The organism is Halobacillus sp. A1-3, from assembly GCF_050971765.1.
GTDB classification, from domain to species: Bacteria; Bacillota; Bacilli; order Bacillales; family Halobacillaceae; genus Halobacillus; species Halobacillus mangrovi_B.
Genome location: NZ_JBPCEO010000005.1, coordinates 228,873 through 253,118, shown reverse-complemented (window position 1 = coordinate 253,118; position 24,246 = coordinate 228,873). Strand labels below are relative to the sequence as shown.

Genomic DNA, 24,246 nt, shown 5'->3' with positions numbered 1-24,246 from the left:
GAATGAACTTTAGTGACATTTTTCGAACAGGAGGAAAATTATGAGTGATAACATATATGATATAACGATCATAGGTGGAGGCCCTGTAGGTTTATTCACCGCTTTTTATGGCGGCATGCGTGAAGCAAGCGTAAAAATTATCGAGAGTCTGCCGCACCTTGGCGGACAGCTTACAGCCCTTTATCCAGAGAAATACATTTATGATGTTGCAGGTTTTCCAAAGGTGAGAGCTCAGGAGCTTGTAGATAATCTCGAAGAGCAAGCCATGACTTTTGACCCTACGATCGCTCTTGAACAAGAAGTTGTAAGTGTAGAGCGTTTGGAAGACGATGTACTTAAATTGACAACAGATAAGGAAGTACACTATACAAGAACAATCATCATCACGGCAGGAAACGGAGCTTTCCAGCCAAGAAAGCTCAAAATAGAAGGAACAGAAAAATACGAAGGAAAAAACCTTCATTATCATGTCAGTGATATGAACCAATTCCAAGATAAAAATGTCATGATATGTGGTGGCGGAGATTCCGCCGTCGATTGGTCATTAATGCTTGAACCAATCGCCAATCAAGTGACACTTGTCCACCGCCGGGATAAATTCCGTGCCCATGAACATAGCGTGGCTCAACTAAAAAATTCTAGCGTAAATATAATGACACCGTTTGCCCCTGAACAAATGTGCGGTGAAGACAAGATAGAACAAGTTGAATTGAAAGAAGTCAAAGGAGATCGTGTAGAAACGATCGATGTTGATGATGTCATCGTGAACTATGGTTTTATCTCCTCTTTAGGCCCTATTAAAGATTGGGAGCTCGAGATCGAGAAAAACAGTATAGTCGTTAACTCTAAAATGGAGACGAACATAAAAGGAATTTACGCAGCAGGAGACATCTGTACGTACCCTGGAAAAGTAAAACTGATTGCTTCTGGCTTTGGAGAAGGTCCTACGGCCGTTAATAACGCAAAAGCGTATATCGATCCAAGTGCGCGTGTGCAGCCTAAGCACTCCACAAGTATATTTTCGTAATAAAAAAGAAGGATGCTCCTCTGCGTCCTTCTTTTCTTATGTCTATTTATTTATCCGAGGGATCCCTCTCTTCAATTCTCATTGCTTCGTTGCTGCTTTTAGTCATTGCATACTCTTTAATGTGATTGGATACTTGAATCCCACCAACGATATATATAAAAGTAAGCAGGATATTCTGTACGTTCTGATCAACTATTCCTGTTTGGATGTATTGATACATCGTAGTTAAAAGCGTAATGAAATAACCAATGATAAGAGCACTGATTCGGTACTCATTCAACGAGAGACAGCTCTTCATAAACTCCTTCATCTTGTTCCCCCCAATAAAAAAGCCTCTGTTTTATTTTATGGGGAATTAGCCTGTCTCCTTCTTTTTAAACGTAAAAAAACCTTCCTGAGGGGAAGGTTTTTACCTTTTAACAATTCGGATCTGGAGTACCGGCATTTGTAGCCGTCTTGAAGGATGAACCACAGCCGCAAGATACGATGGCATTCGGATTATCAATTGTAAACCCGCCACCCATCATATTCTGTTTAAAGTCAATCGTTGTTCCTTCAACAATTGCAGCATCTTGTCTATTAATGACGAAAGGAATACCATTGGATTCCTCAACAATGTCTAATTCTTCATTAATTTCATCTTCGAAGCCCATCGCATAAGACAATCCGCTGCAGCCTCCACCTTTAACACCGAAACGAAGGCGTACGTTTTCATTATCTTCTTCCTTCATCATTTGTTTAATTTGGTGACGAGCTGCTTCTGTAATATTAAGAATCATCTTGAGCCTCTCCTTTCATCTCATTACTGTAAGTATACTAACCTGATGCAATTTTATCAAACAGAAGGACTGGAATATTAAAACATCAAAAAAGGCGCTTTGTTATAAGCGCCTTCGTTTATGCCACACCATTCTATAGGGTCTCTTCCAGGTGTTGGTATATATGATCAACTAATTCTTTTGGTGTGTCTCCAATGATTCTTTCTCCATCGACGAGTGCATATAAAGATTGCGAACAAAGACCACAGTTGCTTAGACAACCGTACTCTACTACATCGAGATCTGGATCTTTTTCCAGTTCCTCCATAGCCTCTTGAGCACCGTTAGCTAAGTTGTTGATGCAAAATTCAATTAACGGATTCATCCAATTCACCTCTATATCTCTGGATGAAACCCTATCCTCCCATATTTTATCACACGTTATTCAGGAAATATAGAGAATTCACGAATCTGGAGCAGCTTGTAAACCATTCGCTTCTAGTGCCTTATACACAGACTTTAACCTTGGGTTTCCTTCCCCTACAATCTGCCCTTCAACAACGACAAGGGGGTAAAACAATTCTTCTTCAAGAAGTCTGTCGATCAAATCTCCATCCGCATCTTCTTGATCCGAAGTATGGATATCGAAATATTGATATGAAATGGCGTTATCATCATATTTTCTAGCAATAGCTGCTTGCAGCCATTCATATGTCTCTTTAGAACCAGGCGCATTCACACAGCTTGCACATTTCACTTCGGCACCATATACTGTTACCTTAACTTTTTCTTTGTTCATTATACCCACTCCCCCACAGCCGAAATTCTTTTATTTTATTTTACAAAAGTTCTTAAAAAAGATAAAATGAAAATGGTTCTCAATCAATTTTATGGGAGACGACAATAGATTTTTTAGTGATTTCGTTTTATAATAAGGTTACAGAAAGGGGAAGATTGAACATGCATGAACAAGTTCAAGAAGTACTTAACAAACTTCGCCCATTTTTACTTCGCGACGGGGGAGACGTTGAACTCGTAGATGTAGAGGATGGTATCGTCCGTTTACGTTTGATGGGCGCTTGTGGAAATTGCCCAAGTTCTACGATTACTTTAAAAGCAGGGATTGAGCGTGCGTTAGCTCAGGAAGTACCTGGTATCTATGAAGTGGAGCAAGTATTTTAAGCGTCAATAGGCGCTCGACCTATAAGTTTAACTCTTGTGAAAGCCGCACACTATTTTTAGTGTGCGGCTTTGTTTTAATTAACAGAAGTCAAGGGCTCCTCCCCTTCAAAGTATTTCACTAAGTTATCTAGACAAAGGCGCATCATCTTGTGCCTCGTTTCAACGGTGGCTGATCCTATATGAGGTAAACAGACCACCTGATTAAGCTCAAGCAAAGGATGATTTTTTCCGATTGGTTCTTGTTCAAATACATCCAGTCCAGCCCCGGCAATTTCACCAGCTTCAAGGGCGGTGTATAAATCTTCTTCGTTCATAGTAGCTCCCCGAGAAGCATTGATAAAAATGGCTTCCTTTTTCATCTTATTAAAAGCATCTCTGTCAAAGATATGATGGGTTTCATCTGTCAAAGGAGCCATACAAACTACATAATCTGACTTCTTTAATAACTCTTCAAATTCTACAAATTCCGCCCCTAGTTCGTCTTCTGTTTCTTTTTTCCTTGAACGGTTATGATAAAGTATATCCATGTCAAAACCACTGGCCCGGCGGGCAACTGCTTCGCCGATCCGTCCCATTCCAAATATACCGATTGTTTTATGGTGGACATCTGTACCTGCTAAAAGCAGTGGAGACCATGGTCCCCAGCGATCATCTTTAATGTACTGGTTTGCTTCGATTATTCTTCTGGCAGCAGCCATCAAGAGCCCAAATGTTAAATCTGCGGTTGTGTCTGTTAAAACATCCGGAGTATTCGTAACTTTAATTTCAAATTTTGAGGCAGTGTCTACATCGATATTGTCATATCCTACAGCCATATTTGCGATGATCTTTAGACCATCAGTGTTCTTCAGCAAGCCCTCGTCCATTAGGTCAGTCAGCATCGTTAATAAACCGTCAGCTTTTTGGCTCTCCTCTTCAAGCTTTTCCTTTGAGACAGGCTCCTCTTCTTTTTCCCACATGCCGATGTTCAGATGATTGCGGTAAGGCTTAACAATCTCTTCAGGTAATAACCGAGTAATGTACACGTAAGGTTTATTCATCATACTCCTCCTCCGTTCTGTCATTCTTTCTCAGTTTATCACATACATGACCTTGTAAATCCTTAGGTATAATAAATGCTGAAGGAATCACGTACACCATTACATTCTGATATACTTATTGTAACCCTTCCGTTTTTCTCAGTAATAACAAGGGTATAGAGCATCAGAAACGATGTTAGGCAGGGAGGTTTTTGACAATATGGCAAAAGACAAAGTAACTGCACTGGAAACGACGGCAAGAGAATGGCTTCAGGAACGAGGCGTCACGATCGATGATATGGCTGATCTCGTTTACTATTTGCAATCCAAATACCATGATGATCTTTCGATGGACGAATGCCGTCACAACGTAAATCGCGTGTTGAAAAAACGCGAAATTCAAAATGCTATTATAACAGGCATCCAATTGGATAAACTGGCCGAAAAAAACCAACTGGAAGAACCGCTACTCTCTACAATCCAAACAGATGAAGGATTATATGGAGTGGATGAGATCATAGCGTTCTCCATTGTCAATGTCTATGGTTCGATCGGATTTACAAACTATGGATACATTGATAAACAAAAACCAGGGATTCTTCAAAAATTAAATGACAAATCTTCAGGTGAATGCCACACATTCTTAGATGATATTGTTGGGGCAATTGCAGCTGCGGCTTCCAGCCGGCTCGCCCATAGTATTGCTGGCGATACAGATCCAGAAGAGGATTAACCTTAAAAAATACCGTGCCTTTGGTACGGTATTTTTAAATTTTCTGAAACCTTATCATGCATTCGAGCGTATTTCATACAGAGGATTCATAACCTATCCCATGAATGGTAAGGAAAGGAAGGTAAACGATGAAGAAGATAAAATCGATTATGGTTTGGCTAGCCCCCACTATCATCATTATGATCGCCATTTCGGTTCTTTTTTTAGAGAATTATCAAGACGTCTCTGAACCCCCCGATAACAATTGGAGTCGTGGATTAAAAGTAGGCACGACTTCATTTGTACAAGAACCCTTTTTGCATCAAACAGAGGATGGAGAAAGGTCCATCACCTACTTGACAAACGATGGTGTTCAGCAAAATATCTACAATGAAAACTATGAACTGATATCGGATAAGAATTATAATATCCCTGTTGATAAATTCACATCCATTTTTGTGAATGATGATAAACTGATTTATTCCAATTATTATTCGATGTTCAATGGTGAAACGAATGAAAAGATCGAAGACATTACGGAATTTTATCCTTTAAAAGAAAAGCTGCTTTACAAAAAAGAAAATGCCCTTTATTTACTACATACAGATAATATGACATCAACACAGCTACTTGAGTTAGAAGATGAAAATGCTTCATTAATCGTTGATCAATCAGAGCAAGGAGTTCACATCATTTCCCAGTCGATCAATACAGATGGAAACCTCCTTACTTATTATCAATTAAATGAAAATAAAATTGAGGAGATCGGTTCAACCTCTTTTGACGTGAAAAGTTCAGAGGAAGTTAAGGATATTCAATTTACTACTCATAACGGCAACTACCTGCTGCTTATGTCTACGGTTCAAAAGCAGAGCTCTTCAGGTAAAATGACTAATTTTTATTATTTTGCCAACACGCCCATAGGAGAGAACCCGGACCTGAAACAAGTATCCTTTAAGGATCCACATGGAAATAGGGAGTTAAGAGAACTTTCCGATATTAAGATGAAAATCATAGATGATAAGCCAAATTTATTGTTTAAAGCATTTGGGCAAACAAAAACGACATTTAAAGACGCTCTACAATTCAATATCTACAAAGCTGAAGTGAGCAATGAATCGCCGCCAACTGTAACCCGATTAAGCAATACGCCTAATTCCTCTTCAGATCCTGTTTGGTTGAATGATACAACAGTCGTTTGGATTGATCACGGAGGAGAGGAAAACAACAGAATCTATCTTGCCTCCACTGACCAAACAGTTATCGATAGGACATCCGGTATGACCCAAAGTGCCTTTATCCAATCCTTAGGTAAAACGATCGGGATGTTATCCTATAGCTTCTTAGCGGCAGTCATCACTGTATTATGGTTCATTTGGCCGCTCTTGTTCATAGTTTTCATAACGATCGCAAATAATCGGGCCCTTGATCATGATCGTTCATGGATCTTCTATACTGGTGTACTGATTTATTTGGTCGCAGCACTTATATTTAAAGGAACCATTTTTACTGATGCAGTAATGGCTAATGCTCCTAGTTATTTGAGTTTTACAGGTAGCTCGTTTATATATTTAATCGGTTTCGCCTTGGCTTCTCTAATCATTCTCAGATATGGCGCAAAAGTTAGAGACTGGTCTACCCTGGTGCAATTAAGTTACTTTATCGGTATTCATATTGCTTTTGTCACTGTATTCTTTGGACCTTATTTAATGTAAAGAAACATGCAAACTTAGACCATTAAAAAAAGCCACCTGGTTCAGGTGGCTTTTTCCATCTCTTTGATGACTTCAAATAAATCGTTATATTTATACGTAGGCTGTTTCTCTATCCCTTCAATCTCTTTAAATGAGCTTACTCCTGTTTCCACCATCAGCGTATCCATCCCTGCCTGGATACCGGCAAGAATGTCCGTATTGTAATTGTCTCCCACCAATAAGGCTGATTGCTCGTCACATCCCATTAAATGAAGCGCTTGTTTCATAATGATAGCTTCCGGTTTGCCTATAAAGACCGGACTTACTCCTGTACTTACAGAGATTACTGAAGTGATAGCTCCGTTTCCCGGCATCATTCCTCTTTCTGTCGGGATGGCCACATCACTATTTGTACTTAAAAACTCCGCTCCATTTCTTACATTCAGACAAGCTTTGGCAAGTTTCTCGTAGGTGATTTCGTGATCAATGCCAATCACAACAAAGTCGGCATGTTCATCTACGATTCGATGGCCTTCGTGTGTAATCGCTTCTCTAAGGCCTTCTTCTCCTATCACATACACCCTGGCTTTTGTCCTTTGTTCTGAAATGAATGTAGCCGTTGCCAGACTGCTCGTGAATACCTCTTCTTCTTCAGCTCGAACGCCTAAATGATTTAATTTCTCTGCAATCTGTTTCGGTGTCTTTGAGGAATTATTCGTTAAGAACAGAAATGGGAGCTGTTTTCTTTTTAAACTCTCAACAAATTCAGCTGCCCCTTCTATTTTTTCCTTGCCTTTATACATCGTTCCATCGAGATCAATAAAATATCCTTTATATGATTTCATTCTTCCACCTTCTCTCTATGTAACAATCACAATGAAACGCGATCATATACAACGAAACCGAACATTATTCTTTTGAAAATGCAGAAACCGGCCCTAGTTCATTATTCAGATAATCACGAATTCGATCAGGAAATTTCTGTATCGATTCTTTCTCTTCATTCCATACCTTTGTAATGTGTTCATGATCTATTTCTGTGTATTGCTGGATAATCATTTTTCGTAACTGGATAAATGCTTTATACCCGTCCATTTCTTCTGCAGGTAGGACCTTTTCGTCCGTTAAAATATCGATAATATCCTCATAACTTCCAGGGTCGCGCATAATAAAGCCATCAATCATCATATTACCGACATCGATGATAGCTTCGATACTAACATGAGCGAGGCGCTCTAAAAGCAGCTGATCCGTAAAACTCCCATTATGCCAATGACTGTAAGACTCCTGAACTTGTTCCATATAGGTTAAAATTTCTTCGATTTTTTCACGGTTCACAAAGTACATAAGAAAACCTCCATAAATAACTTTCTCAACCAAATGTATAAATATGATAACACAATTTATAGCTCTACTTAAAAATACGGCTGTAGTAAAGTACTTGGGTCCACCGCTTCGTAGGGAAAATAAAAAAGTTACATACACACGAATAAAACATGAAAAAATACAGATAAGTGCTTACTATAGAAGAATTAACATAAATGGTACTAACATTTTGTAAAAAGGGCATAATAAGGCTGTTGCTGTAATGGCTACTTTTGAACGTGATGTTTTAACATTCCACAACACGAAGAATAGGAGATGATGGCAAATGGGAGAAAGGCCTCTTATTCAAGATGTAACTCAAGATACCAGTACGCGATTCGTTTCTTTTACAGCCGGAAGCCACCGGTTTGAATTAGCCTTGATGAAAGCAGACTACTTTAATGATCAGACCATGGTCATTAATCTGCATAAAAATCGCCAAGCGTTACTTGATCTTGAGAACATCATGAAAGATGGTCATCTGGAGCATATCTTCCAGCTCAGCGCGATGGAAGCGGAAGAACTCCGGAACTACTTACCAGACTTGCTCTGAGAATAATGAAACCTCCTTTGGCGAAACTACACCTAAGGAGGTTTTATTATGGGAAAAAAAGATAAAAAATTCTATTCAGACTTTGCCAATGTGGAAGCACAGCGAAATTATCTGACCCCGGAACAACTTCCTGAAGGCCCGTATGGCTCTCCAAGAAATAAGTACAAACCAGTTTCAAATGAAAAGAGCGCACCTTGGACAGACCAACAACGGTACTATAGTGCATTTAACTATGAGTATAAATCCTTACACCAGGACCTTCAGCGCCAAGAGGATGGATCTCACCCTATTCACGATGAAAAAGGAAAAGACCTCAAACCGTCTGAAGAACAGATGGAATAAAAGACCGACGTGCTTGGCTCAAGCGCGTCGGTTTTATTGATTGACCCTTTTTAATACGAAATAAGCACATCCAAAATTGCAATACTCATATAAATAATCTTCTAACGTACTTATTTTTGTATCAAACGTAGCTTTAGAATTTTGATCATCGTAAAAGCCCTTTAATCGTAGCTGACCATATCCCCAGTCTCCAACGATGAAGTCATATTTACTTAAAATATCACTGAAGCGCGCTTCTACATCTTCTTGTTGAAAGGCTTCTCTGTAATTCTCCACGAGTTCATATGACTTTCCTAATAATTCGACCACAAACAATCACCTCTTATTCTGTCATAAGTGTATCATATTTCGATTGCAGCACGGAAACTGAAACGTACTGTTTTGGTATGAATATATAAAAATCGTCCAACCTAAAAACAAACTTTAAAAAGTAGGAGAGATTGACATGAAGAAGAACTTACTGGTTGCACTGATTTTAGGCTTTATAGCTATCTTCTCCACAGGATGCATGGAGTCTCCACAGGATGAAGAAACAAAGCAGAAAGAGGATACATTAAATGGTAATGCGATGGATAGCTACAATGATGATGGAGTAGATGGACAAGTTGGATATGTCCGCTTCAAAAAAGACCAACTCGATCAAAGTAAAGAGAGAAACCGTGAGATTAAAGTGAACCGTGAGCAAGTTGCAGATATGGTATCAAGGATGATTCTGCGTTACGACGGCTTTGAAGATGTTGCTGCTCTTGTTACAGATAATGAAGTGCTAGTCGCTTATCAGAAACCTGAAGACTATTCTCGTAAACAAGCTGCAGATATGGTTCAAAAGACAGCTTATTCACTTGTTCCAAGCTTTTACCATGTGTACGTTTCCGATGATCCAGCCGCTTTTGGCGATATCCAAAGTGTCAGTACTTCCACAGTATACGACGAGCAATATGACGAGGTCATTGAAAGCATCGTTAAAAAAATGAAGAAAGCCCCACAAGGGAATGTTCCTCAAGATGATATGGATCAGCCTGATGTTGGTCCCAACATGGATGTTAAACCAAACACAGAAGAGTGATTTCATCTCCCTTTCATTACCAATCATAACAGCTCTCAAGTTGTTAAAGCTAAACGTATCAAATACTTCGTAGGTGAAATCAATGAGATATTTAGGATTACTATTCATGATCACCGCTGCGCTTTTCTCTTTTCCTGATGAAACAGTCTTTGCAGATGAAGAAAGTGAAACGCGGATGGCTCTTTATAAAAAGACCTCCGCTCTAACTGGAATTTCTTGGGAATATATCGCTGCTATCGATCAGTTTGAGAGGCAGGTCCATGATGATCCAAAAGAAGGACGTGTCACAGCTATCGAAATTGATCCTTTATTTTGGTCAGGCAGTGCAGGCGAAATGCCCGCAGACTATTTTCCTGAAGGATGGGGAGCAGACGGCAGTGGAGATGGTAAGGCCAAACTGAATAACGATGAAGACGTATTGTGGGCAATGGGAAATTACATTAAATCATACGGAACCACAAAAGATGATATAAAAATTGCCCTATGGAATTATTACAAGAGGGATCTTACTGTTCAAACCATAATGAACACCGCAAAAGTATTCGAAAAGTTTCAAACCGTATCTTTGACTAATCGTGATTTCCCCCTTCCCCTTCAGGCAAATTATAGTTACAGAAGTACCTGGGGAGACGCGAGAGGTTTTGGAGGTCGGCGTATCCATGAAGGTACAGATATATTTGCTAACTATGGAGTTCCCGTAAAGTCAACAACTTATGGTGTCATTGAAATGAAAGGTTGGAACACTTACGGAGGATGGCGCGTTGGTATTCGTGACATATTTAACATTTACCATTATTATGCGCACCTCCAAAGCTTTAGTGATGTAAAGGTAGGAGATGTTGTCCAACCGGGAGATGTCATAGGTTCCGTCGGCGCTTCCGGATATGGTCCACCAGGAACATCTGGAAAATTCCCGCCTCATTTACATTATGGAATGTATCAAGATAATGGAAAGAATGAATGGTCTTTTGACCCTTATCCTTATTTGAGAAAATGGGAACGTATGGTCAAAAAATAAATAAGCGTCGCACTTTATGTGCGACGCCTTTTTTTTATTTATGATTGTTTGGATTTCTTTACTGCGTTCATGATGCTCGCAACAAGTCCTCCCCAAATTACGACCATCCCAATGACCATCATTAAAATAGCACTTGCTGTCATATCATCCTACCTCCTTGTGAGTTTCATCAAGGGCTTTGGAATCCCATCGTTTCATTGTCATCAGGAAGCCTGCTACAATTGCGAATGCAGCTACAGCCCAACCGCCGAACAAGATGAAGGTATCTCCATACCCTGCGTAGTTTCCGGATTCTGTTTCAAACTGACCGAGTAAGTTTGTTTTAAATAGATCGAACATCATGTATCCAAGAACGATCGGGGTAATGACTCCAAGACAAATCTTCCACCAACCGCCTAGATGCAGATCGGAAATACCATTCGCATGTGTCTGGAAATCGCTAAGATTACGCACAAACCAGGCTATGACGATAACTTCAACTAAACCAACAAACGCTACTCCGAATTGGTTAATAAAGTAATCGGCATTGTCTAAGAAATACAGGCCGCCTTGGGTAGCAAATAGTAGTGAAATGATTGCAGCAAGGCCGCCACCTAGTCCTACTGCTTTTGTTCTTGACAATCCAAATTTTTCGCTGATCGCAGCTACGTAAGTTTCTGAAATAGAAATTAACGATGACAACCCTGCTAAAACTAGGGATAAGAAGAATAAGAACCCAAATAGCCCATTTAAAGCCGGGAACTCATTTATAATTTGTGGGAAAACCACAAATGCAAGACCGACTCCACCGCTAACGACTTCTTGTACAGGAACTCCGCTCTGAGATGCCATAAATCCTAAGGCACCAAATACTCCAATACCTGCAAGCAATTCAAAGCTTGAGTTACTAAAACCTGTAATAAAAGCGTTATTCGTAATATCCGATTTTTTTGGCAGATAACTGGAATACGTAATCATGATTGCAAAGGCAATCGATAGACTGAAGAAAATCTGTCCATATGCCGCTACCCATACACTACCAGAGGTAATAGTTTCAAAGTTAGGTGCGAAGAATGTTTGAAGACCTTCTGCTGCACCTGGCAATGTAATGGCTCGGATAACAATGATCAAGAATAGTACTACAAGCGTGGGAATGAAGATTTTGTTTGCTGCCTCAATCCCTTTCTTAACTCCTTTGAACAGAACTCCTAAAGTGATCAACCAAACAGCAATAAGCGGAATCAAGACACCAGGCACTAAGCTTCCTGTTTGCCCAGGATCTACGGATAAGTTCAAATAATCACTAAACAAGAAGCTTTCCGTGTCTTGTCCCCAAGATAGATTAAAAGCGAAAATACTGTAAGAAATTGCCCATGCAATAATGACGGCGTAATACGTTGATATAACAAATGATACCAGTACTGCCCACCAGCCAAGCCATTCTGTCTTCTTATTCATACGGAAGAATGATAGCGGTGCTGATCCCCGATATTTATGACCTATTGTGAATTCCATAACCAGTAATGGTATACCCGCTGTTAATAGAGCGAATAGGTACGGTATGAAGAATGCGCCTCCGCCATTCTCATAGGCTACTGAAGGGAAACGCCATATATTGCCTAGCCCGATTGCTGAGCCGACTGCTGCCAGGATAAACCCGGCCCTTGTCCCCCATTGTGCACGTTTTTCCATGTGTAAGACCTCCCTTTATTTTTCAGCCCTCAAATAAAAAGCATAAATTATGCTTTTGAGGGATGTTTCTAAATTTTTATTTTTTTCTGATTATTTCTGCTTAAATTATAACCATCCGATACAAGCTTGTCAAAATAATTTTAAAATATTTAGAATTTAACAAAAATAGAAAAAAAAGGATAAGCACAGGCTTTTGTGCTTATCCTTACGTTTTAATTCTATTGTTTATGCTTCATGAGATGGTGTAAAGGCATGAATCAAAATACCTATAGCTGCTACGATTACTAAAGTAATTAGTAATGGCAGCCAGACTCCACCAGTCAAGCCCAGCAAAATGTAGCCAATGGAAGCTGCACCTGCCGCTATTCCAGCATAAGGGAGCTGTGTCAGGACGTGGTCGATATGATTAGACCCCGCTCCTGTTGATGAAAGAATCGTAGTATCTGAAATCGGTGAACAATGATCACCAAATACTGAACCCGCAAGTACAGCAGATAGAGCTGGCAAGATTAGAGCTGGCTCTGTGACCGCCGCGATTTCTCCTGCAATTGGAAGCATAATTCCAAAAGTCCCCCATGACGTTCCCGTAGAGAGCGCCATAAATCCAGAGATAATAAAGATTAATAAAGGGAAAAAGGCTGTATCGATATTCGCTTGGCTGAATTGTTGAGCTAGAAATTCTCCTGTTTGCAATTGACCGATAATATCTCCGATCATCCACGCGAAAATAAGAATATAGATGGCTGGAAGCATTGCTTTGAGGCCTTCAAAAAATACGTGTGACATCGAAGACTTTGGTTTCGCCTGACCGATGTAAAGCGCTGCAGCCACAACAACAGCTGCTACTCCACCAATAAACAAGGAAACATTCACGTTAGTATTTGCAAAGATGGCTAAAAGGTCTACTGCTCCTTCAGTGTTATTGATTCCCGTCACAATCATTGAAGTAACTGTTCCGAGAACTAAGGCTACAATCGGAAAGATTAGATGAGAAATTTTACCATTGTTATGGTTTTTAAATTCATCATTTAAATCTCCCGGAACATCGCCTCTTTCTGGATTTGTCAGATGACCTGTCTTTATTGCTCGACTTTCATGAGTCCTCATAGGACCGATATCAAGTTTTAAGAATATGGTTAAAAACACGAGAAGTAAAGCAGCAAACACATAGAAGTTCGCTGGAATCATCCGCACGAATGCTTCTAAAGATTGATAGTTCGTGATTTCATTTGCAGCTAAGATGCTTCCGATTGTACCGATAATATAAGCACCCCAGCTTGAAATGGGCGATATGACGGTAACAGGAGCAGAAGTGGAGTCGATATAATAAGCAAGCTTCGCTCTTGAAATCTTATATCGATCCGTCACAGGCTTTGCAACCTGACCGACAGCAAGGGCATTGAAATAATCGTCAATAAAGATAATAATACCTAAAATGGCAGGAATAAGCTTCGCACCTTTTCTAGTACGAATTCTTTCAACGGCCCATTTTCCAAATGCTTGACTTCCTCCTGAGGCAGTCATAAACGCTGTCGTGATCCCTAGAAGAAATAGAAAAGTCAAAAGATATAAGTTCCCTGTGTTCAATGTCCCGTCACTGACAAAAATCGTCGCTAATAAAGACCATATTAAGGATAGTCCGGCACCAATATCCATTTGCGTAAGCATAAAAGCCCCGACAATAATCCCTATTCCTAGGGATAATATTACTTTTCTTGTAAATAATACAAGCAAAAGCATTAGTACTGCTGGAATTAAAGAATAGATCGTTCCTTCCATAAAGTTCCCCTCCGTAATTCTTTCGATGTAATACGGGATAAATGGAAGGCTACTGCGGAAAAAATTGAGGAATAAAAAAAGACAATGATAGAAAATAATCCATCATTGCCCAAGTGGCAATTCGATTATCCTCCATTTCGATCAGTAGCGCTCCATGCACCCAAAAAGCATGCATGACAGTGTCTCTCCTATTAAGAGATTACACCAGACTAAGATTGATTGACTCTCAACCACAGTCTTCGGCAATCACCCCTTTCTCCAATGATCTTGGCTTGTCATGGCTTCCATTGAATACTCTTGATGATCGCACCTCTACCTCACCGATCTGATAAGGTCACGCATATTAAATTCTAAGCCATTTTATCAGCTTACAAAGATTATTGCAAGGGATCCATTGGATAGGAAAATGATGGATCTCCACCTTCTCCCATTCCTCCATAGAAATTCGGAACTTCACCTAATATTGTCGCCGTATCAATTGGGATATCGGTTTCAACCGTCGTCGTCTCTGTAGAAAATGGAATAACAATTCTTACATTAACTTCAATGTGGATAGATAACTGAAAAAGAGCAGCATTAATTCCATACTCCGTTATTTCACTTTGGAAATTTGATTGTACATCTCCGATGACTCTTAACTGCACAGGCACTTTAGGCCCTAGGTTTGCTAATATGGTGTTGTTCGTCGCCTGACCTACTGGAATTTCAATCAGGGTAGCCGGTTGTTCTCCCAAATCTTCCTGAGTCATCTCAGGATCGATATCAGGTTCTAAAGACGTGTCTTCCATAGGCAGTTCATTCAGCTCCATCCGCTTCAAAAAGCTTTGAACTCGGTAAGTTGTATTCCTCAAAACCCGGTTAACTACGACCGAGTTCCATCCCATATAAACAATGTTTCCATCTGTATCTTTCTCCATTTTTACGAGGTCATTAAACTGTAAATCCTCTGCAATCTGCTTATTAACCGCCTCGTTGATTGCATCCCTTGCTAATTGTTGAGTTTTTGTCTCTGCGATTCCGATGAGAGCTGGGGTAATTCCTCTGTTTATAAACCATAGACTCAATGCAGTAAATATTAAGAAAAATAGTAAAGTCAGTACGATTTTTTTTCCAATTGAGGGTCCATGGATAGCGTTCTTTTTGGACATAAAACAACCCCTCCTGACCTAACTATATGCCAGCATTTAAGGGTTTAGGCATGAACTTATAAACTTGAAGAAACTTACGTAAAATTTACGTTTTTACTATTTCTAGTCTAATTAATCAATACTTACTTCAAAACTGGAGTACAAGCAGCGAGGGCCTCACAAATCTTTGTAATTTCCAGGCAAAAAAATCACCTCAGCTTACTGAGGTGATTTCAAAGCCTTCGTTAATATATCTCTTAGCAGCTCAGGCATATAATATTTCTTTTTTGGAGCATAAGCGATCTCGGGAAACAAACGTCCAAATGTGAAGGTGTCAGCTGTTGCTAACGTATAAATTCGATCGTGGTCAATCGGTTCTCCATTCAACGTGACATTCCGAACGTGCTTTTCTCCATCTTTACCTTCTGTAACTTGAATCTCAACTCCAGTAAAGATCATTTTTCCTATAACTTCGCCTCTGAACCCAAAACCCTTCAAACGTATTTCAGTCAACTTTTTCGTGTGTGCGACTCGGATCACTTCTAGAATCTCATCTCCCGAAAGTTCCACTTTGCAAGGGTTCATAGGGTGGGGACAAATTCGGTGTACATCTTCGAAAGTAATTTCGCCCTCGCCTAAATGATCTAAAAGAACCCCCGCATTTAACATAGCTAAGTCTGCCTGCGTCCAAGTTTGTAACTCTCTCGTCAGCCGTTGCATGAGGTCGGACTCTTGGAACCAGGCAATGTAGAGAGGTTGATTCAAATACGTTACTGGAGTTCTCAATTGTGAGACAGCTTGTTCTCTCATACCTTTGACTTCTCTCGTGACTTCTTCATTCTTTTTAAGGTTTTCTGTAGGCACCGCATATGCTTCTTTTCTTTCCAACTTACCACTCTCATGATTCCAAACGAGCATAACTTCACCTAAATGAGTTCCATGTTTTCCTGCTGCGGTCAATAAAGATTCATTGATATATTCGCCGTTTTGAAATAAGTGATGGGTATGTCCGCCAATAATCACATCAATTCCTTCATATTGGCGAGCAATCTCTTCATCATCATTAATGCCGAGATGGGACAAAAGGACAACAATATCCGCTTCCTCTCTTACCTTATCCAGAATGTGATCAAGCACTTCGAAAGGTGAGGTAACCTCCCAACCTATTTGCTCATAAAACGTCTTGAACGGGGCCGTTAAACCAATGACACCAATTTTCGTTCCCTGCTTTGATGTAATAACCTCATAAGGCTTTAGCCAAGAAGGCTGAGGCTGTTCTCCATATTGCAGATTAGCACAAACCACATCAAACTCAGCATGATCATACAGCGTATAAAGATCTTCACTGGATAAAGTGATCCCCTCATTATTGCCGAGGTTTGCCACGTGATAACCTGCTTGATTCATAAGCGTAACGTTTCCCTTACCCATCAAGCCTTCAGCAATAGGGTGAAAGCGGTCTACGTGATCTCCGTTATCTACTAACCAAAAACTTTCCCCTTTTCTGTTATGCTTTTCTTTTTGTTCATTGAAATAGCCCACGATTTGTGGCCAATTCTCAAAATGACTATGTAAATCACTTGTATAATATATAAAAAGTTTTTCCTTCATAATCAAGTCTCCTTATCCGATCCCTTGCCATATTAAGCGGATACCTATTAAGATCAGCAGGACTCTTAAAAACCACTCTACGGCTTGTCCATGAAGTCTACGATTGATCCACGCCCCTAAGCTGCCTCCTAAATAGGCTCCAGGAATAAAATAAAGTGTGTAAGCCCACTCCACATGCCCCATAATGACATGAGTCGCTGAGCTGGATATGCTAGCAAAAAAGATCATGAACATCGAGGTAGCTGTCGCTACATGAGGAGGAATTTGAAAGAGCAGAATCATCGCGGGCACCATCAGTGAACCACCGCCGATACCAAGTAAACCTGAAAGCATTCCTACCGCAAACGATAACAATAAACCAATAGATATCGGCATCTGGTAGGCATAGGTTTCCCCGTCAACAACTTTCTCTCTCATTAATCCCTTGTGGAAGAGCGGAGAATCTGAACTCTTTCTTGGGAGGAAGAAGAGTAATGACACAAGAATCATCACAACACCGAAAAATAGTGAAAAGCTATCTGTCTTAAAGTATTGATTCAACCATGAACCTAATATCCCCCCAGGTACACTTCCAATTAAAAAAATAATCCCCACTTTTTTATCTACTCGCTTATGCTTCATGTATGAAATTGCGGAGGACATACCTGTAAAAATCATGACGACTAATGATACACCGACAATGGATTGAGGAGTTACCCAATCAAAAGAATCGAAATGATCACCTAAAAATAATAAAGAAGGTACTAAAATTACACCGCCGCCTAACCCTGCGATGCTTCCAATTAATGCTGTTAATAATCCTATGGCAAACATCGTGATGATGATCATTTGAAACATCCTTTATCTCTTTATAGATAATATTATAGTATCACGTTTTGTATTCTTAAAACATCCGAGCCACTGTTAAGATTTTATGGCTTTAAAACTTTGTAAAGATCTCACGAATTCGGTTAGGAATCCGATAGACATGGGAAATTGAAAAAGAAAGTAATTCTCAAAAGGTTGTGTTATGTAATGAGTGAAACTTTTACAAGGCAAATAGATACAATGGGAAGACTGGTAATCCCGAAGGAAGTAAGAGAACAACTGGAATTGCTAGACGAAAGCCTTAAGCTTGAACCTTTAAGGAATAAAAAAGGAATAAAGCTTTCGATTACAAATGAGGAAGGGGAAGCAGTTAAGACGCTCGATAGCAATGGACGCCTGCTCATCCCAGCAGATTATCGAAAAGAATTGGGCTGGAATCAAGAGAAAAAAATTGATATTACCTTCGACCATGACTATGCGATTTTGCAAGACCAAATTCAGGTATGTGAAATCTGCCACTCATCAGATGCTCTAGTTTCCGTAAAAAAATCCTTAGTTTGTGAGGATTGTCTTGGAGAAGGAAATGAACAAGTGGTAGACCGCTGGAGGGAGCAGCTGAAAAAATTAGTCACCAAATACCTGAAGTACTGTGAACTTTCCCTCGAGCAACCTTATGATGAAGAAAACGTCCATCAAGCTCGTGTCAATGGACGTAAAGTCCGTGCCATCTTGGAGTTTATCCAGGTCACAAATCATCCATTACTGGACCGTTTAAATGCCGCTCATAAACGTTTAGGTAAAGTGAGACAGCGAGATGTGTTTATAGAGGAATTTGATGAACGTGCTAAGCAAGCGTCTAAGAAGCAGCATGAAGAAGTTTATCGCCAGCTCAGTGACCAGGTAGGAAAGAAAAGACTTAAACAACAGAAAAAGCTTAATAATAAGCTTCCTACTATTATTGATGAAACCTTTAAGGACACATGGGATTTTTTTAAAGAGAAGGAACTTCGATATTATGTCCTTCCTCTCCAAGTGGATGTAAGGATCCAGGAATTTGAAAATAGATTTACTAAGGCTGTAGAAAATTATTTAGAAGTAGTGTCAAAGCATCATTATGAAGATGAAGAAACGTTAGATGCTTTACATTCCGTCCGGATTATATCTAAGAAAATCAGATACATTAATAATACTCTGCACAAAATCTACGCATCTGATTATAAACAAGAAGCCAGATACTTTAAGTCTTTTCAAAAACAGTTAGGTGAGATTAATGATCTTAAGGATTGGCTCAAAATGTTTGATCAATATCGTGACGATATTGATAGTAAGAAAAAGCATAAAAAAGAGGTGTATGACTTGTTATCGGTTGAGCTATCCAACCTTATGGATGATCTCCACCTTGAAGAAAGCCTTCAATACACCAAACATTAGTTCACTGCTTGTCTAATAGATCCTATGCTGTAAAGCAAAAGTGAGCCCCTCCTTTAAAAGAAGGGGGCTACTTTTGTTTCAAAATTATATTAAAGGTTCAAGCAGTGTATTTTTTAACATCGATCCCATATATGACTACATAATGCCCCTCATTGCAACCAACCTCAATAATAGCCTCTTTATCTTGAAGACATGAATTCAAGATAAGGGCTTTGCTAAGATGGCGCTGTTCCCTTTACCTTGTAATTCTGGAGAGGTGGTCGGGGAAATGGCTTGCTTTCAGCGGGGATGACGGCAAGCCTCCCCATTTCCCCTCTCACCTTGCTATTTATTGGCGGAAAGGAAACGCATGGATATGGATTTCAAGATGCTTTAATATAAGTTTTATTTAGCCTCACTCTAAATAATTAGATGGGTTTGGGAGGTTAATGATAGGAGGGATGGCTGGAAAATCCCGTGGGAGAAGGACCTAGGCAAGACCCCACAGAGAGCGCGGAGCCTCGACAGTACCCCAAGGAAAAGCGAGTTATTTTCCAGCCATCCCTAACACTACAAATACAAACCCAAAATATCTCGAGTTCGAGTGTTACATAACCCAGCTATATAGTTGAATAGCCCTCTAATAACCATAACTTTTAAAAATAAAAAAATCCTTATCCCAAGGGTTGGGATAAGGATTTAATTTTCTTAACCGATAGAACCTTCCATTTCGAATTTGATCAGACGGTTCATTTCTACGGCATATTCCATTGGCAGCTCTTTTGTGAATGGCTCGATAAAGCCCATGACGATCATTTCAGTCGCCTCTTCTTCGGAGATGCCTCGACTCATTAGATAGAACAATTGCTCTTCAGAGACTTTAGAAACTTTCGCTTCGTGCTCTAGAGAAATGTTCTCATTCATGATTTCGTTATAAGGAATCGTATCTGAAGTAGACTCGTTATCCATAATCAACGTATCACACTCAACGTTAGAACGAGCACCTTCAGCTTTTCGTCCAAATTGGACAATACCACGATACGTTACTTTACCACCATGTTTTGAGATGGATTTAGAAACGATCGTTGAAGACGTATTTGGCGCCAAGTGGTGCATTTTAGCTCCTGCATCCTGGTGCTGGCCTTTACCGGCAAGTGCGATGGATAGAGTCATTCCTCGTGCTCCTTCACCTTTAAGAAGTACAGCAGGATACTTCATCGTAAGCTTGGATCCAAGGTTACCATCAACCCATTCCATCGTTGCGTTAGACTCAGCTACCGCACGTTTCGTAACCAGGTTATAAACGTTGTTTGCCCAGTTCTGGATCGTTGTATAACGGCAATATGCGTTATCTTTTACGAAGATTTCTACTACTGCACTGTGAAGAGAGCTTGAAGAGTACGTAGGTGCCGTACAACCCTCTACATAGTGTACAGAGGATCCTTCATCTGCAATGATTAGTGTACGCTCGAACTGTCCCATATTTTCAGAGTTAATACGGAAATAGGCTTGCAGTGGTGTTTCTACCTTCGTGTCTTTCGGCACATAAATGAAGGAGCCTCCGGACCATACTGCAGAGTTCAGCGCTGCGAATTTGTTATCAGATGGAGGAATAACTTTACCGAAATACTCTTTAAAGATGTCTTCATTCTCTTTTAGAGCTGAGTCTGTATCTTTAAATATAACACCTAATTCTTCAAGGTCTTTCTCCATATTGTGATAAACCACCTCGGATTCATACTGAGCGGAAACACCGGAAAGGTATTTTTGTTCCGCTTCTGGAATTCCAAGACGATCAAAGGTATTTTTGATTTCTTCTGGAACCTCGTCCCAAGAACGCTCAGAACGTTCAGAAGGCTTCACGTAATACGTAATATCATCAAAGTTTAATTCGGACAAATCACCGCCCCATTGAGGCATTGGCATCTTGTAAAACTGCTCTAGAGACTTAAGACGGAAGTCAAGCATCCACTTAGGTTCCTCTTTATAATTGGAGATCTGTTCAACGACTTCTTTTGTCAAACCTTTTTGGGTACGGAAGATCGAAACATCTTTCTCATGGAACCCATATTGGTACTCTCCGACTTCTGGCGCTTTTTTAGCCATGATTATATACCTCCTTTTGGTATTGAAACAGGCTTAATCCTGCTTCTCCTCATCGACACCTTTTTCCATCGCCTTCCACGCTAGCGTAGCGCATTTGATTCGTGCTGGGAATTTCGCAACTCCTTGAAGTGCTTCGATATCTCCAAGATCAATATCTTCTTCATCCACTTCTTTACCTTGCATCAAATCTGAGAAGATTTCGGACATTTTCAGTGCTTCATCTATTGGTTTTCCTTTGATAGCCTGAGTCATCATGGAGGCTGAAGATAAACTAATCGAACAGCCTTCACCATCGAATTTAGCATCTTTAACGATACCATCTTCCACTTGCAACTGAAGTTGGATTCGGTCTCCACAGGTTGGGTTGTTCATATCGACGGTCATATGATCGCCTTCAATCGACCCGCGATTTCTGGGATTCTTGTAATGATCCATGATGACTTGGCGATACAGCGTATCTAAGTTATTAAAAGACATCGCCAAAATACTCCTTTGTTGTTTGTAATCCTTCAACAAATCGGTCAATCTCTTCTTCTGTATTGTAAAGATAAAAACTGGCTCTCGCGGTTGCAGACACCTCTAGCCACCTCATGAGAGGCTGTGCACAGTGGTGTCCAGCCCTTACGGCAATTCCCTCTGCATCAAGCACTGTAGCTAAATCGTGAGGGTGAACGTCTGATAAGTTAAACGTCACTAATCCTGCCCGTTCTTTCGGACCATAGATCGTCATTCCATCTATTTTCTGCATTTGCTCTTGAGCGTAATCTGCCAGTTTCTGTTCGTGAGCTTTAATGTCATCCAGACCGATTTCCGTTAAGAAATCAATAGCTGCACCTAATCCGACAGCTCCAGCAATAATCGGGGTTCCGCCTTCAAACTTCCAAGGAAGCTCTTTCCAAGTAGAGTCGTACCAGTTTACAAAATCGATCATTTCTCCACCGAATTCTACTGGTTCCATATCTCTAAGAAGTGATTTCTTTCCGTAGAGTACGCCGATACCTGTAGGCCCGCACATTTTGTGACCAGAAAAAGCATAAAAATCTGCATCTATATCCTGAACATCGATTGTCATATGCGGTGCACTCTGAGCACCGTCAACAAGCATGACAGCCCCTTGCTGGTGTGCGAGTTGTGCAATCTCTTTCACTGGGTTAATTGTACCTAAAACGTTAGATACATGCATAATAGCCACTATTTTTGCGCGGTCAGTTATCGATTCCCTTGCATCCTCCAGATTAATCGTTCCATCCGGCTGTAATGGCATATATTTTAAAGTAGCACCTGTCTCTTTCGCTACTTGCTGCCAAGGAATGATATTACTATGGTGTTCCATTGGAGTGATGACGATTTCATCACCTTCTCCAAGGTTCGTTCGTCCATAGCTTGCAGCGACTGTATTGATAGCTGTAGTCGTGCCGCGTGTGAAAATGACTTCTTGAGTGCTTGAAGCGTTAATAAAACGTCTCACTTTTTCACGTGCGCCTTCATACTCATCCGTCGCTTTTGTACCCAGCGTATGAACTCCACGGTGAACGTTTGAATTGTAACCACGGTAATATTCATCCATCTTCTCAATTACCTGAATAGGCTTTTGAGAAGTTGCTGAGGAATCAAGATAGACGAGCGGATGACCGTTCACTTCCTGATGCAAAATCGGGAACTGATCACGTACCGCTTTTACGTCCATTAATATACTTTCCTTTCAATTACTTGTGTAAGCTGACGTTTTACAGCCTCCACAGGTAACTGTTTAACAACAGGCGCTAAGAATCCGTGAATAATCAAGCGCTCTGCTTCAAATTTAGAGATTCCTCGGCTCATTAGATAGTAAAGTTGAATCGGGTCTACACGTCCTACGGAAGCAGCGTGTCCTGCTGTTACGTCATCCTCATCAATAAGAAGAATCGGGTTAGCGTCACCGCGTGCGTCCTTACTTAGCATTAACACACGAGATTCTTGTTCAGCATTAGATTTAGATGCACCATGCTCGATTTTACCAATTCCGTTGAAAATGGCGGATGCTTTATCTTTCATGACACCATGCTGAAGGATATATCCGTCAGAGCCTTTACCGAAATGAGTGATATTCGCTGTAAAGTTTTGTTTCTGAGTCCCTCTTCCAATCGCAACTGTTTTAGCGTTGGAATGTGAATTATCACCGATCAGGTGAGTGATATTTTCAGAAACCGTGTTACCTTCATTCATTTGGCCAAGTGCCCATTCGATGACAGCGTCACGATAGGCAACACCACGACGATTCGTATAAACGGTTGTACCAGCTTCGAAGTTATCAACAGCTCCGAATGAAACTTTCGCTCCATCTTTCGCAATAACTTCTGTAATGATGTTAGCTGAAGTTTTCTCTTCTTTATTATGAGAGATGTAGTTTTCTACATACGTTACTGAGCTATTTTCTTCGGCCACAACAAGGATGTGGTTGATTAATGATGCCTTAGGGTCCTCTTGCCAGAAGATTGCCTGAATCGGGTCTTCAATCTGAACGTTTTTAGGAACGTATAGGAAAATACCACCGTTCATTAAAGCTGCATGAAGAGCAGTAAGGCGATGCTCGTCCATGTGTACGGCATCATTCATATAGTATTTTTCAACAAGATCACTGTGTTCACGGAGCGCCGTGCCAATATCTGTGAAGATCACACCTTGATCTTTCAGTTTTTGATCAATTGTACCGTAAGCAACGGTATGGTTCCGTTGAATGACAAGGTTTTGCTGTTCTTTTTCTTTATCTAAAAAGTCCTGAATTTCAACTGGTAAGGAGTCTAGAGAATCAATAGCTTCTCCTTCTACCTGATGATTGAACTCTGTGAAGTTCCATTTTTGGATATTCGTTTTATCCGGTTTAGGAAGCGGCAGAGATTCAGATTTTTCCAAGGCGTTAAGACGAAGGTTTGTCATCCATTCAGGCTCATGTTGACCTTGGGAAAATTGAGTAACATACTCTTTATCGTATGGTAGTGTGACTTCTACTGTCATGTTAA

General features: G+C 40.3%; 28 protein-coding genes and 1 riboswitch. Of the genes, 9 read left to right on the top strand and 19 right to left on the bottom strand.

The window, feature by feature from the left end; genetic code table 11:
* The first annotated feature begins 40 nt into the window (after positions 1–40).
* Entirely contained in the window at positions 41–1,027 is a 987-nt protein-coding gene (locus ACRYKC_RS11285) for an NAD(P)/FAD-dependent oxidoreductase (protein WP_433806826.1), read from the top strand.
* A gap of 46 nt (positions 1,028–1,073) precedes the next feature.
* Here ACRYKC_RS11285 and ACRYKC_RS11280 read toward each other — a convergent pair whose 3' ends face one another.
* The 4 genes from ACRYKC_RS11280 to ACRYKC_RS11265 all read right to left on the bottom strand — a co-directional run bounded on the left by ACRYKC_RS11280 (position 1,074) and on the right by ACRYKC_RS11265 (position 2,584).
* The gene (locus ACRYKC_RS11280) at positions 1,074–1,337 is read right to left on the bottom strand and encodes a hypothetical protein (RefSeq protein WP_433806825.1); all 264 of its coding nucleotides are present in this window, start codon (positions 1,335–1,337) and stop codon (positions 1,074–1,076) included.
* Positions 1,338–1,443: 106 nt separating this feature from the next.
* Positions 1,444–1,806 (bottom strand): HesB/IscA family protein, encoded by a 363-nt coding sequence (locus ACRYKC_RS11275; protein WP_433806824.1) that lies wholly within the window; start codon positions 1,804–1,806, stop codon positions 1,444–1,446.
* A gap of 133 nt (positions 1,807–1,939) precedes the next feature.
* On the bottom strand, positions 1,940–2,170 hold the full coding sequence (locus ACRYKC_RS11270; protein ID WP_433806823.1) for a YuzB family protein: 231 nt from the start codon (positions 2,168–2,170) through the stop codon (positions 1,940–1,942).
* A gap of 78 nt (positions 2,171–2,248) precedes the next feature.
* Complete coding sequence (locus ACRYKC_RS11265) at positions 2,249–2,584, bottom strand: YuzD family protein (protein ID WP_433806822.1); 336 nt, start codon at positions 2,582–2,584, stop codon at positions 2,249–2,251.
* A 161-nt stretch (positions 2,585–2,745) separates the two neighbouring features.
* Between ACRYKC_RS11265 and ACRYKC_RS11260 the strand changes: the two genes are divergently transcribed.
* The gene (locus ACRYKC_RS11260; RefSeq protein WP_035511544.1) at positions 2,746–2,967 is read left to right on the top strand and encodes a NifU family protein; all 222 of its coding nucleotides are present in this window, start codon (positions 2,746–2,748) and stop codon (positions 2,965–2,967) included.
* Between the two features lie 74 nt (positions 2,968–3,041).
* Here the strand turns inward: ACRYKC_RS11260 and ACRYKC_RS11255 are convergent, their stop codons facing one another.
* Positions 3,042–4,007, bottom strand: coding sequence for a 2-hydroxyacid dehydrogenase (locus tag ACRYKC_RS11255; protein ID WP_433806821.1), 966 nt, complete (start codon positions 4,005–4,007; stop codon positions 3,042–3,044).
* A 199-nt stretch (positions 4,008–4,206) separates the two neighbouring features.
* On the opposite strand from ACRYKC_RS11255, the gene ACRYKC_RS11250 reads away from it, so the two are divergent.
* Positions 4,207–4,719, top strand: coding sequence for a phosphatidylglycerophosphatase A family protein (locus ACRYKC_RS11250; protein WP_085029169.1), 513 nt, complete (start codon positions 4,207–4,209; stop codon positions 4,717–4,719).
* Positions 4,720–4,847: 128 nt separating this feature from the next.
* Positions 4,848–6,413, top strand: a complete 1,566-nt coding sequence (locus tag ACRYKC_RS11245; RefSeq protein WP_433806820.1) for a hypothetical protein — start codon at positions 4,848–4,850, stop codon at positions 6,411–6,413.
* A 41-nt stretch (positions 6,414–6,454) separates the two neighbouring features.
* On the opposite strand, the gene ACRYKC_RS11240 is transcribed toward ACRYKC_RS11245, so the two are convergent.
* Positions 6,455–7,237, bottom strand: coding sequence for a TIGR01457 family HAD-type hydrolase (locus tag ACRYKC_RS11240; protein ID WP_433806819.1), 783 nt, complete (start codon positions 7,235–7,237; stop codon positions 6,455–6,457).
* 64 nt (positions 7,238–7,301) lie between these two features.
* The gene (locus ACRYKC_RS11235) at positions 7,302–7,739 is read right to left on the bottom strand and encodes a DUF86 domain-containing protein (protein WP_433806818.1); all 438 of its coding nucleotides are present in this window, start codon (positions 7,737–7,739) and stop codon (positions 7,302–7,304) included.
* A 304-nt stretch (positions 7,740–8,043) separates the two neighbouring features.
* Between ACRYKC_RS11235 and ACRYKC_RS11230 the strand changes: the two genes are divergently transcribed.
* Together ACRYKC_RS11230 and ACRYKC_RS11225 are read left to right on the top strand one after the other, a co-directional pair.
* The gene (locus ACRYKC_RS11230; protein ID WP_085029165.1) at positions 8,044–8,310 is read left to right on the top strand and encodes a DUF3055 domain-containing protein; all 267 of its coding nucleotides are present in this window, start codon (positions 8,044–8,046) and stop codon (positions 8,308–8,310) included.
* A gap of 48 nt (positions 8,311–8,358) precedes the next feature.
* Positions 8,359–8,652: a cytosolic protein gene (locus ACRYKC_RS11225; protein ID WP_433806817.1), complete on the top strand. Its 294-nt coding sequence runs from the start codon at positions 8,359–8,361 to the stop codon at positions 8,650–8,652.
* Positions 8,653–8,685: 33 nt separating this feature from the next.
* Here the strand turns inward: ACRYKC_RS11225 and ACRYKC_RS11220 are convergent, their stop codons facing one another.
* Positions 8,686–8,961 carry a YutD family protein gene (locus ACRYKC_RS11220; protein ID WP_433806816.1) on the bottom strand — a complete coding sequence of 92 codons (276 nt, stop codon included), beginning with the start codon at positions 8,959–8,961 and terminating at the stop codon, positions 8,686–8,688.
* Between the two features lie 136 nt (positions 8,962–9,097).
* Between ACRYKC_RS11220 and ACRYKC_RS11215 the strand changes: the two genes are divergently transcribed.
* Complete coding sequence (locus ACRYKC_RS11215) at positions 9,098–9,718, top strand: YhcN/YlaJ family sporulation lipoprotein (RefSeq protein ID WP_433806815.1); 621 nt, start codon at positions 9,098–9,100, stop codon at positions 9,716–9,718.
* Between the two features lie 82 nt (positions 9,719–9,800).
* The gene (locus ACRYKC_RS11210; RefSeq protein ID WP_433806814.1) at positions 9,801–10,736 is read left to right on the top strand and encodes a M23 family metallopeptidase; all 936 of its coding nucleotides are present in this window, start codon (positions 9,801–9,803) and stop codon (positions 10,734–10,736) included.
* A 38-nt stretch (positions 10,737–10,774) separates the two neighbouring features.
* Here ACRYKC_RS11210 and ACRYKC_RS11205 read toward each other — a convergent pair whose 3' ends face one another.
* From ACRYKC_RS11205 to ACRYKC_RS11175, 7 genes are all read right to left on the bottom strand, one after another.
* Positions 10,775–10,879 (bottom strand): methionine/alanine import family NSS transporter small subunit, encoded by a 105-nt coding sequence (locus tag ACRYKC_RS11205; RefSeq protein ID WP_433806813.1) that lies wholly within the window; start codon positions 10,877–10,879, stop codon positions 10,775–10,777.
* A gap of 1 nt (position 10,880) precedes the next feature.
* Positions 10,881–12,407 (bottom strand): sodium-dependent transporter, encoded by a 1,527-nt coding sequence (locus ACRYKC_RS11200; protein WP_433806812.1) that lies wholly within the window; start codon positions 12,405–12,407, stop codon positions 10,881–10,883.
* A gap of 225 nt (positions 12,408–12,632) precedes the next feature.
* Positions 12,633–14,186 (bottom strand): Na+/H+ antiporter NhaC family protein, encoded by a 1,554-nt coding sequence (locus tag ACRYKC_RS11195; RefSeq protein WP_433806811.1) that lies wholly within the window; start codon positions 14,184–14,186, stop codon positions 12,633–12,635.
* A 49-nt stretch (positions 14,187–14,235) separates the two neighbouring features.
* Complete coding sequence (locus tag ACRYKC_RS11190) at positions 14,236–14,361, bottom strand: hypothetical protein (RefSeq protein ID WP_433806810.1); 126 nt, start codon at positions 14,359–14,361, stop codon at positions 14,236–14,238.
* Positions 14,324–14,509, bottom strand: a riboswitch (Lysine riboswitch). It overlaps the preceding gene by 38 nt.
* 54 nt (positions 14,510–14,563) lie before the next feature.
* The gene (yunB, locus tag ACRYKC_RS11185; RefSeq protein WP_433806809.1) at positions 14,564–15,334 is read right to left on the bottom strand and encodes a sporulation protein YunB; all 771 of its coding nucleotides are present in this window, start codon (positions 15,332–15,334) and stop codon (positions 14,564–14,566) included.
* 198 nt (positions 15,335–15,532) lie between these two features.
* Positions 15,533–16,924, bottom strand: coding sequence for a bifunctional metallophosphatase/5'-nucleotidase (locus ACRYKC_RS11180; protein ID WP_433806808.1), 1,392 nt, complete (start codon positions 16,922–16,924; stop codon positions 15,533–15,535).
* Positions 16,925–16,936: 12 nt separating this feature from the next.
* Entirely contained in the window at positions 16,937–17,752 is an 816-nt protein-coding gene (locus ACRYKC_RS11175) for a sulfite exporter TauE/SafE family protein (protein WP_433806807.1), read from the bottom strand.
* A 186-nt stretch (positions 17,753–17,938) separates the two neighbouring features.
* On the opposite strand from ACRYKC_RS11175, the gene ACRYKC_RS11170 reads away from it, so the two are divergent.
* Positions 17,939–19,162, top strand: a complete 1,224-nt coding sequence (locus tag ACRYKC_RS11170; RefSeq protein WP_433806806.1) for a CHAD domain-containing protein — start codon at positions 17,939–17,941, stop codon at positions 19,160–19,162.
* 687 nt (positions 19,163–19,849) lie between these two features.
* Here ACRYKC_RS11170 and sufB read toward each other — a convergent pair.
* Genes sufB through sufD form a run of 4 tightly spaced genes read right to left on the bottom strand, consistent with a single transcriptional unit; the run spans position 19,850 to position 24,241 of the window.
* On the bottom strand, positions 19,850–21,247 hold the full coding sequence (gene sufB / locus ACRYKC_RS11165; protein WP_433806805.1) for a Fe-S cluster assembly protein SufB: 1,398 nt from the start codon (positions 21,245–21,247) through the stop codon (positions 19,850–19,852).
* A 33-nt stretch (positions 21,248–21,280) separates the two neighbouring features.
* On the bottom strand, positions 21,281–21,724 hold the full coding sequence (sufU, locus tag ACRYKC_RS11160; RefSeq protein WP_433806804.1) for a Fe-S cluster assembly sulfur transfer protein SufU: 444 nt from the start codon (positions 21,722–21,724) through the stop codon (positions 21,281–21,283).
* Positions 21,714–22,934, bottom strand: a complete 1,221-nt coding sequence (locus ACRYKC_RS11155) for a cysteine desulfurase (RefSeq protein ID WP_433806803.1) — start codon at positions 22,932–22,934, stop codon at positions 21,714–21,716. The genes sufU and ACRYKC_RS11155 overlap by 11 nt, the downstream gene beginning before the upstream one ends.
* A complete protein-coding gene (gene sufD, locus ACRYKC_RS11150) occupies positions 22,934–24,241 on the bottom strand; it encodes a Fe-S cluster assembly protein SufD (RefSeq protein WP_433806802.1) in 1,308 nt (435 codons plus the stop codon). The genes ACRYKC_RS11155 and sufD overlap by 1 nt, the downstream gene beginning before the upstream one ends.
* Positions 24,242–24,246: the final 5 nt, after the last annotated feature.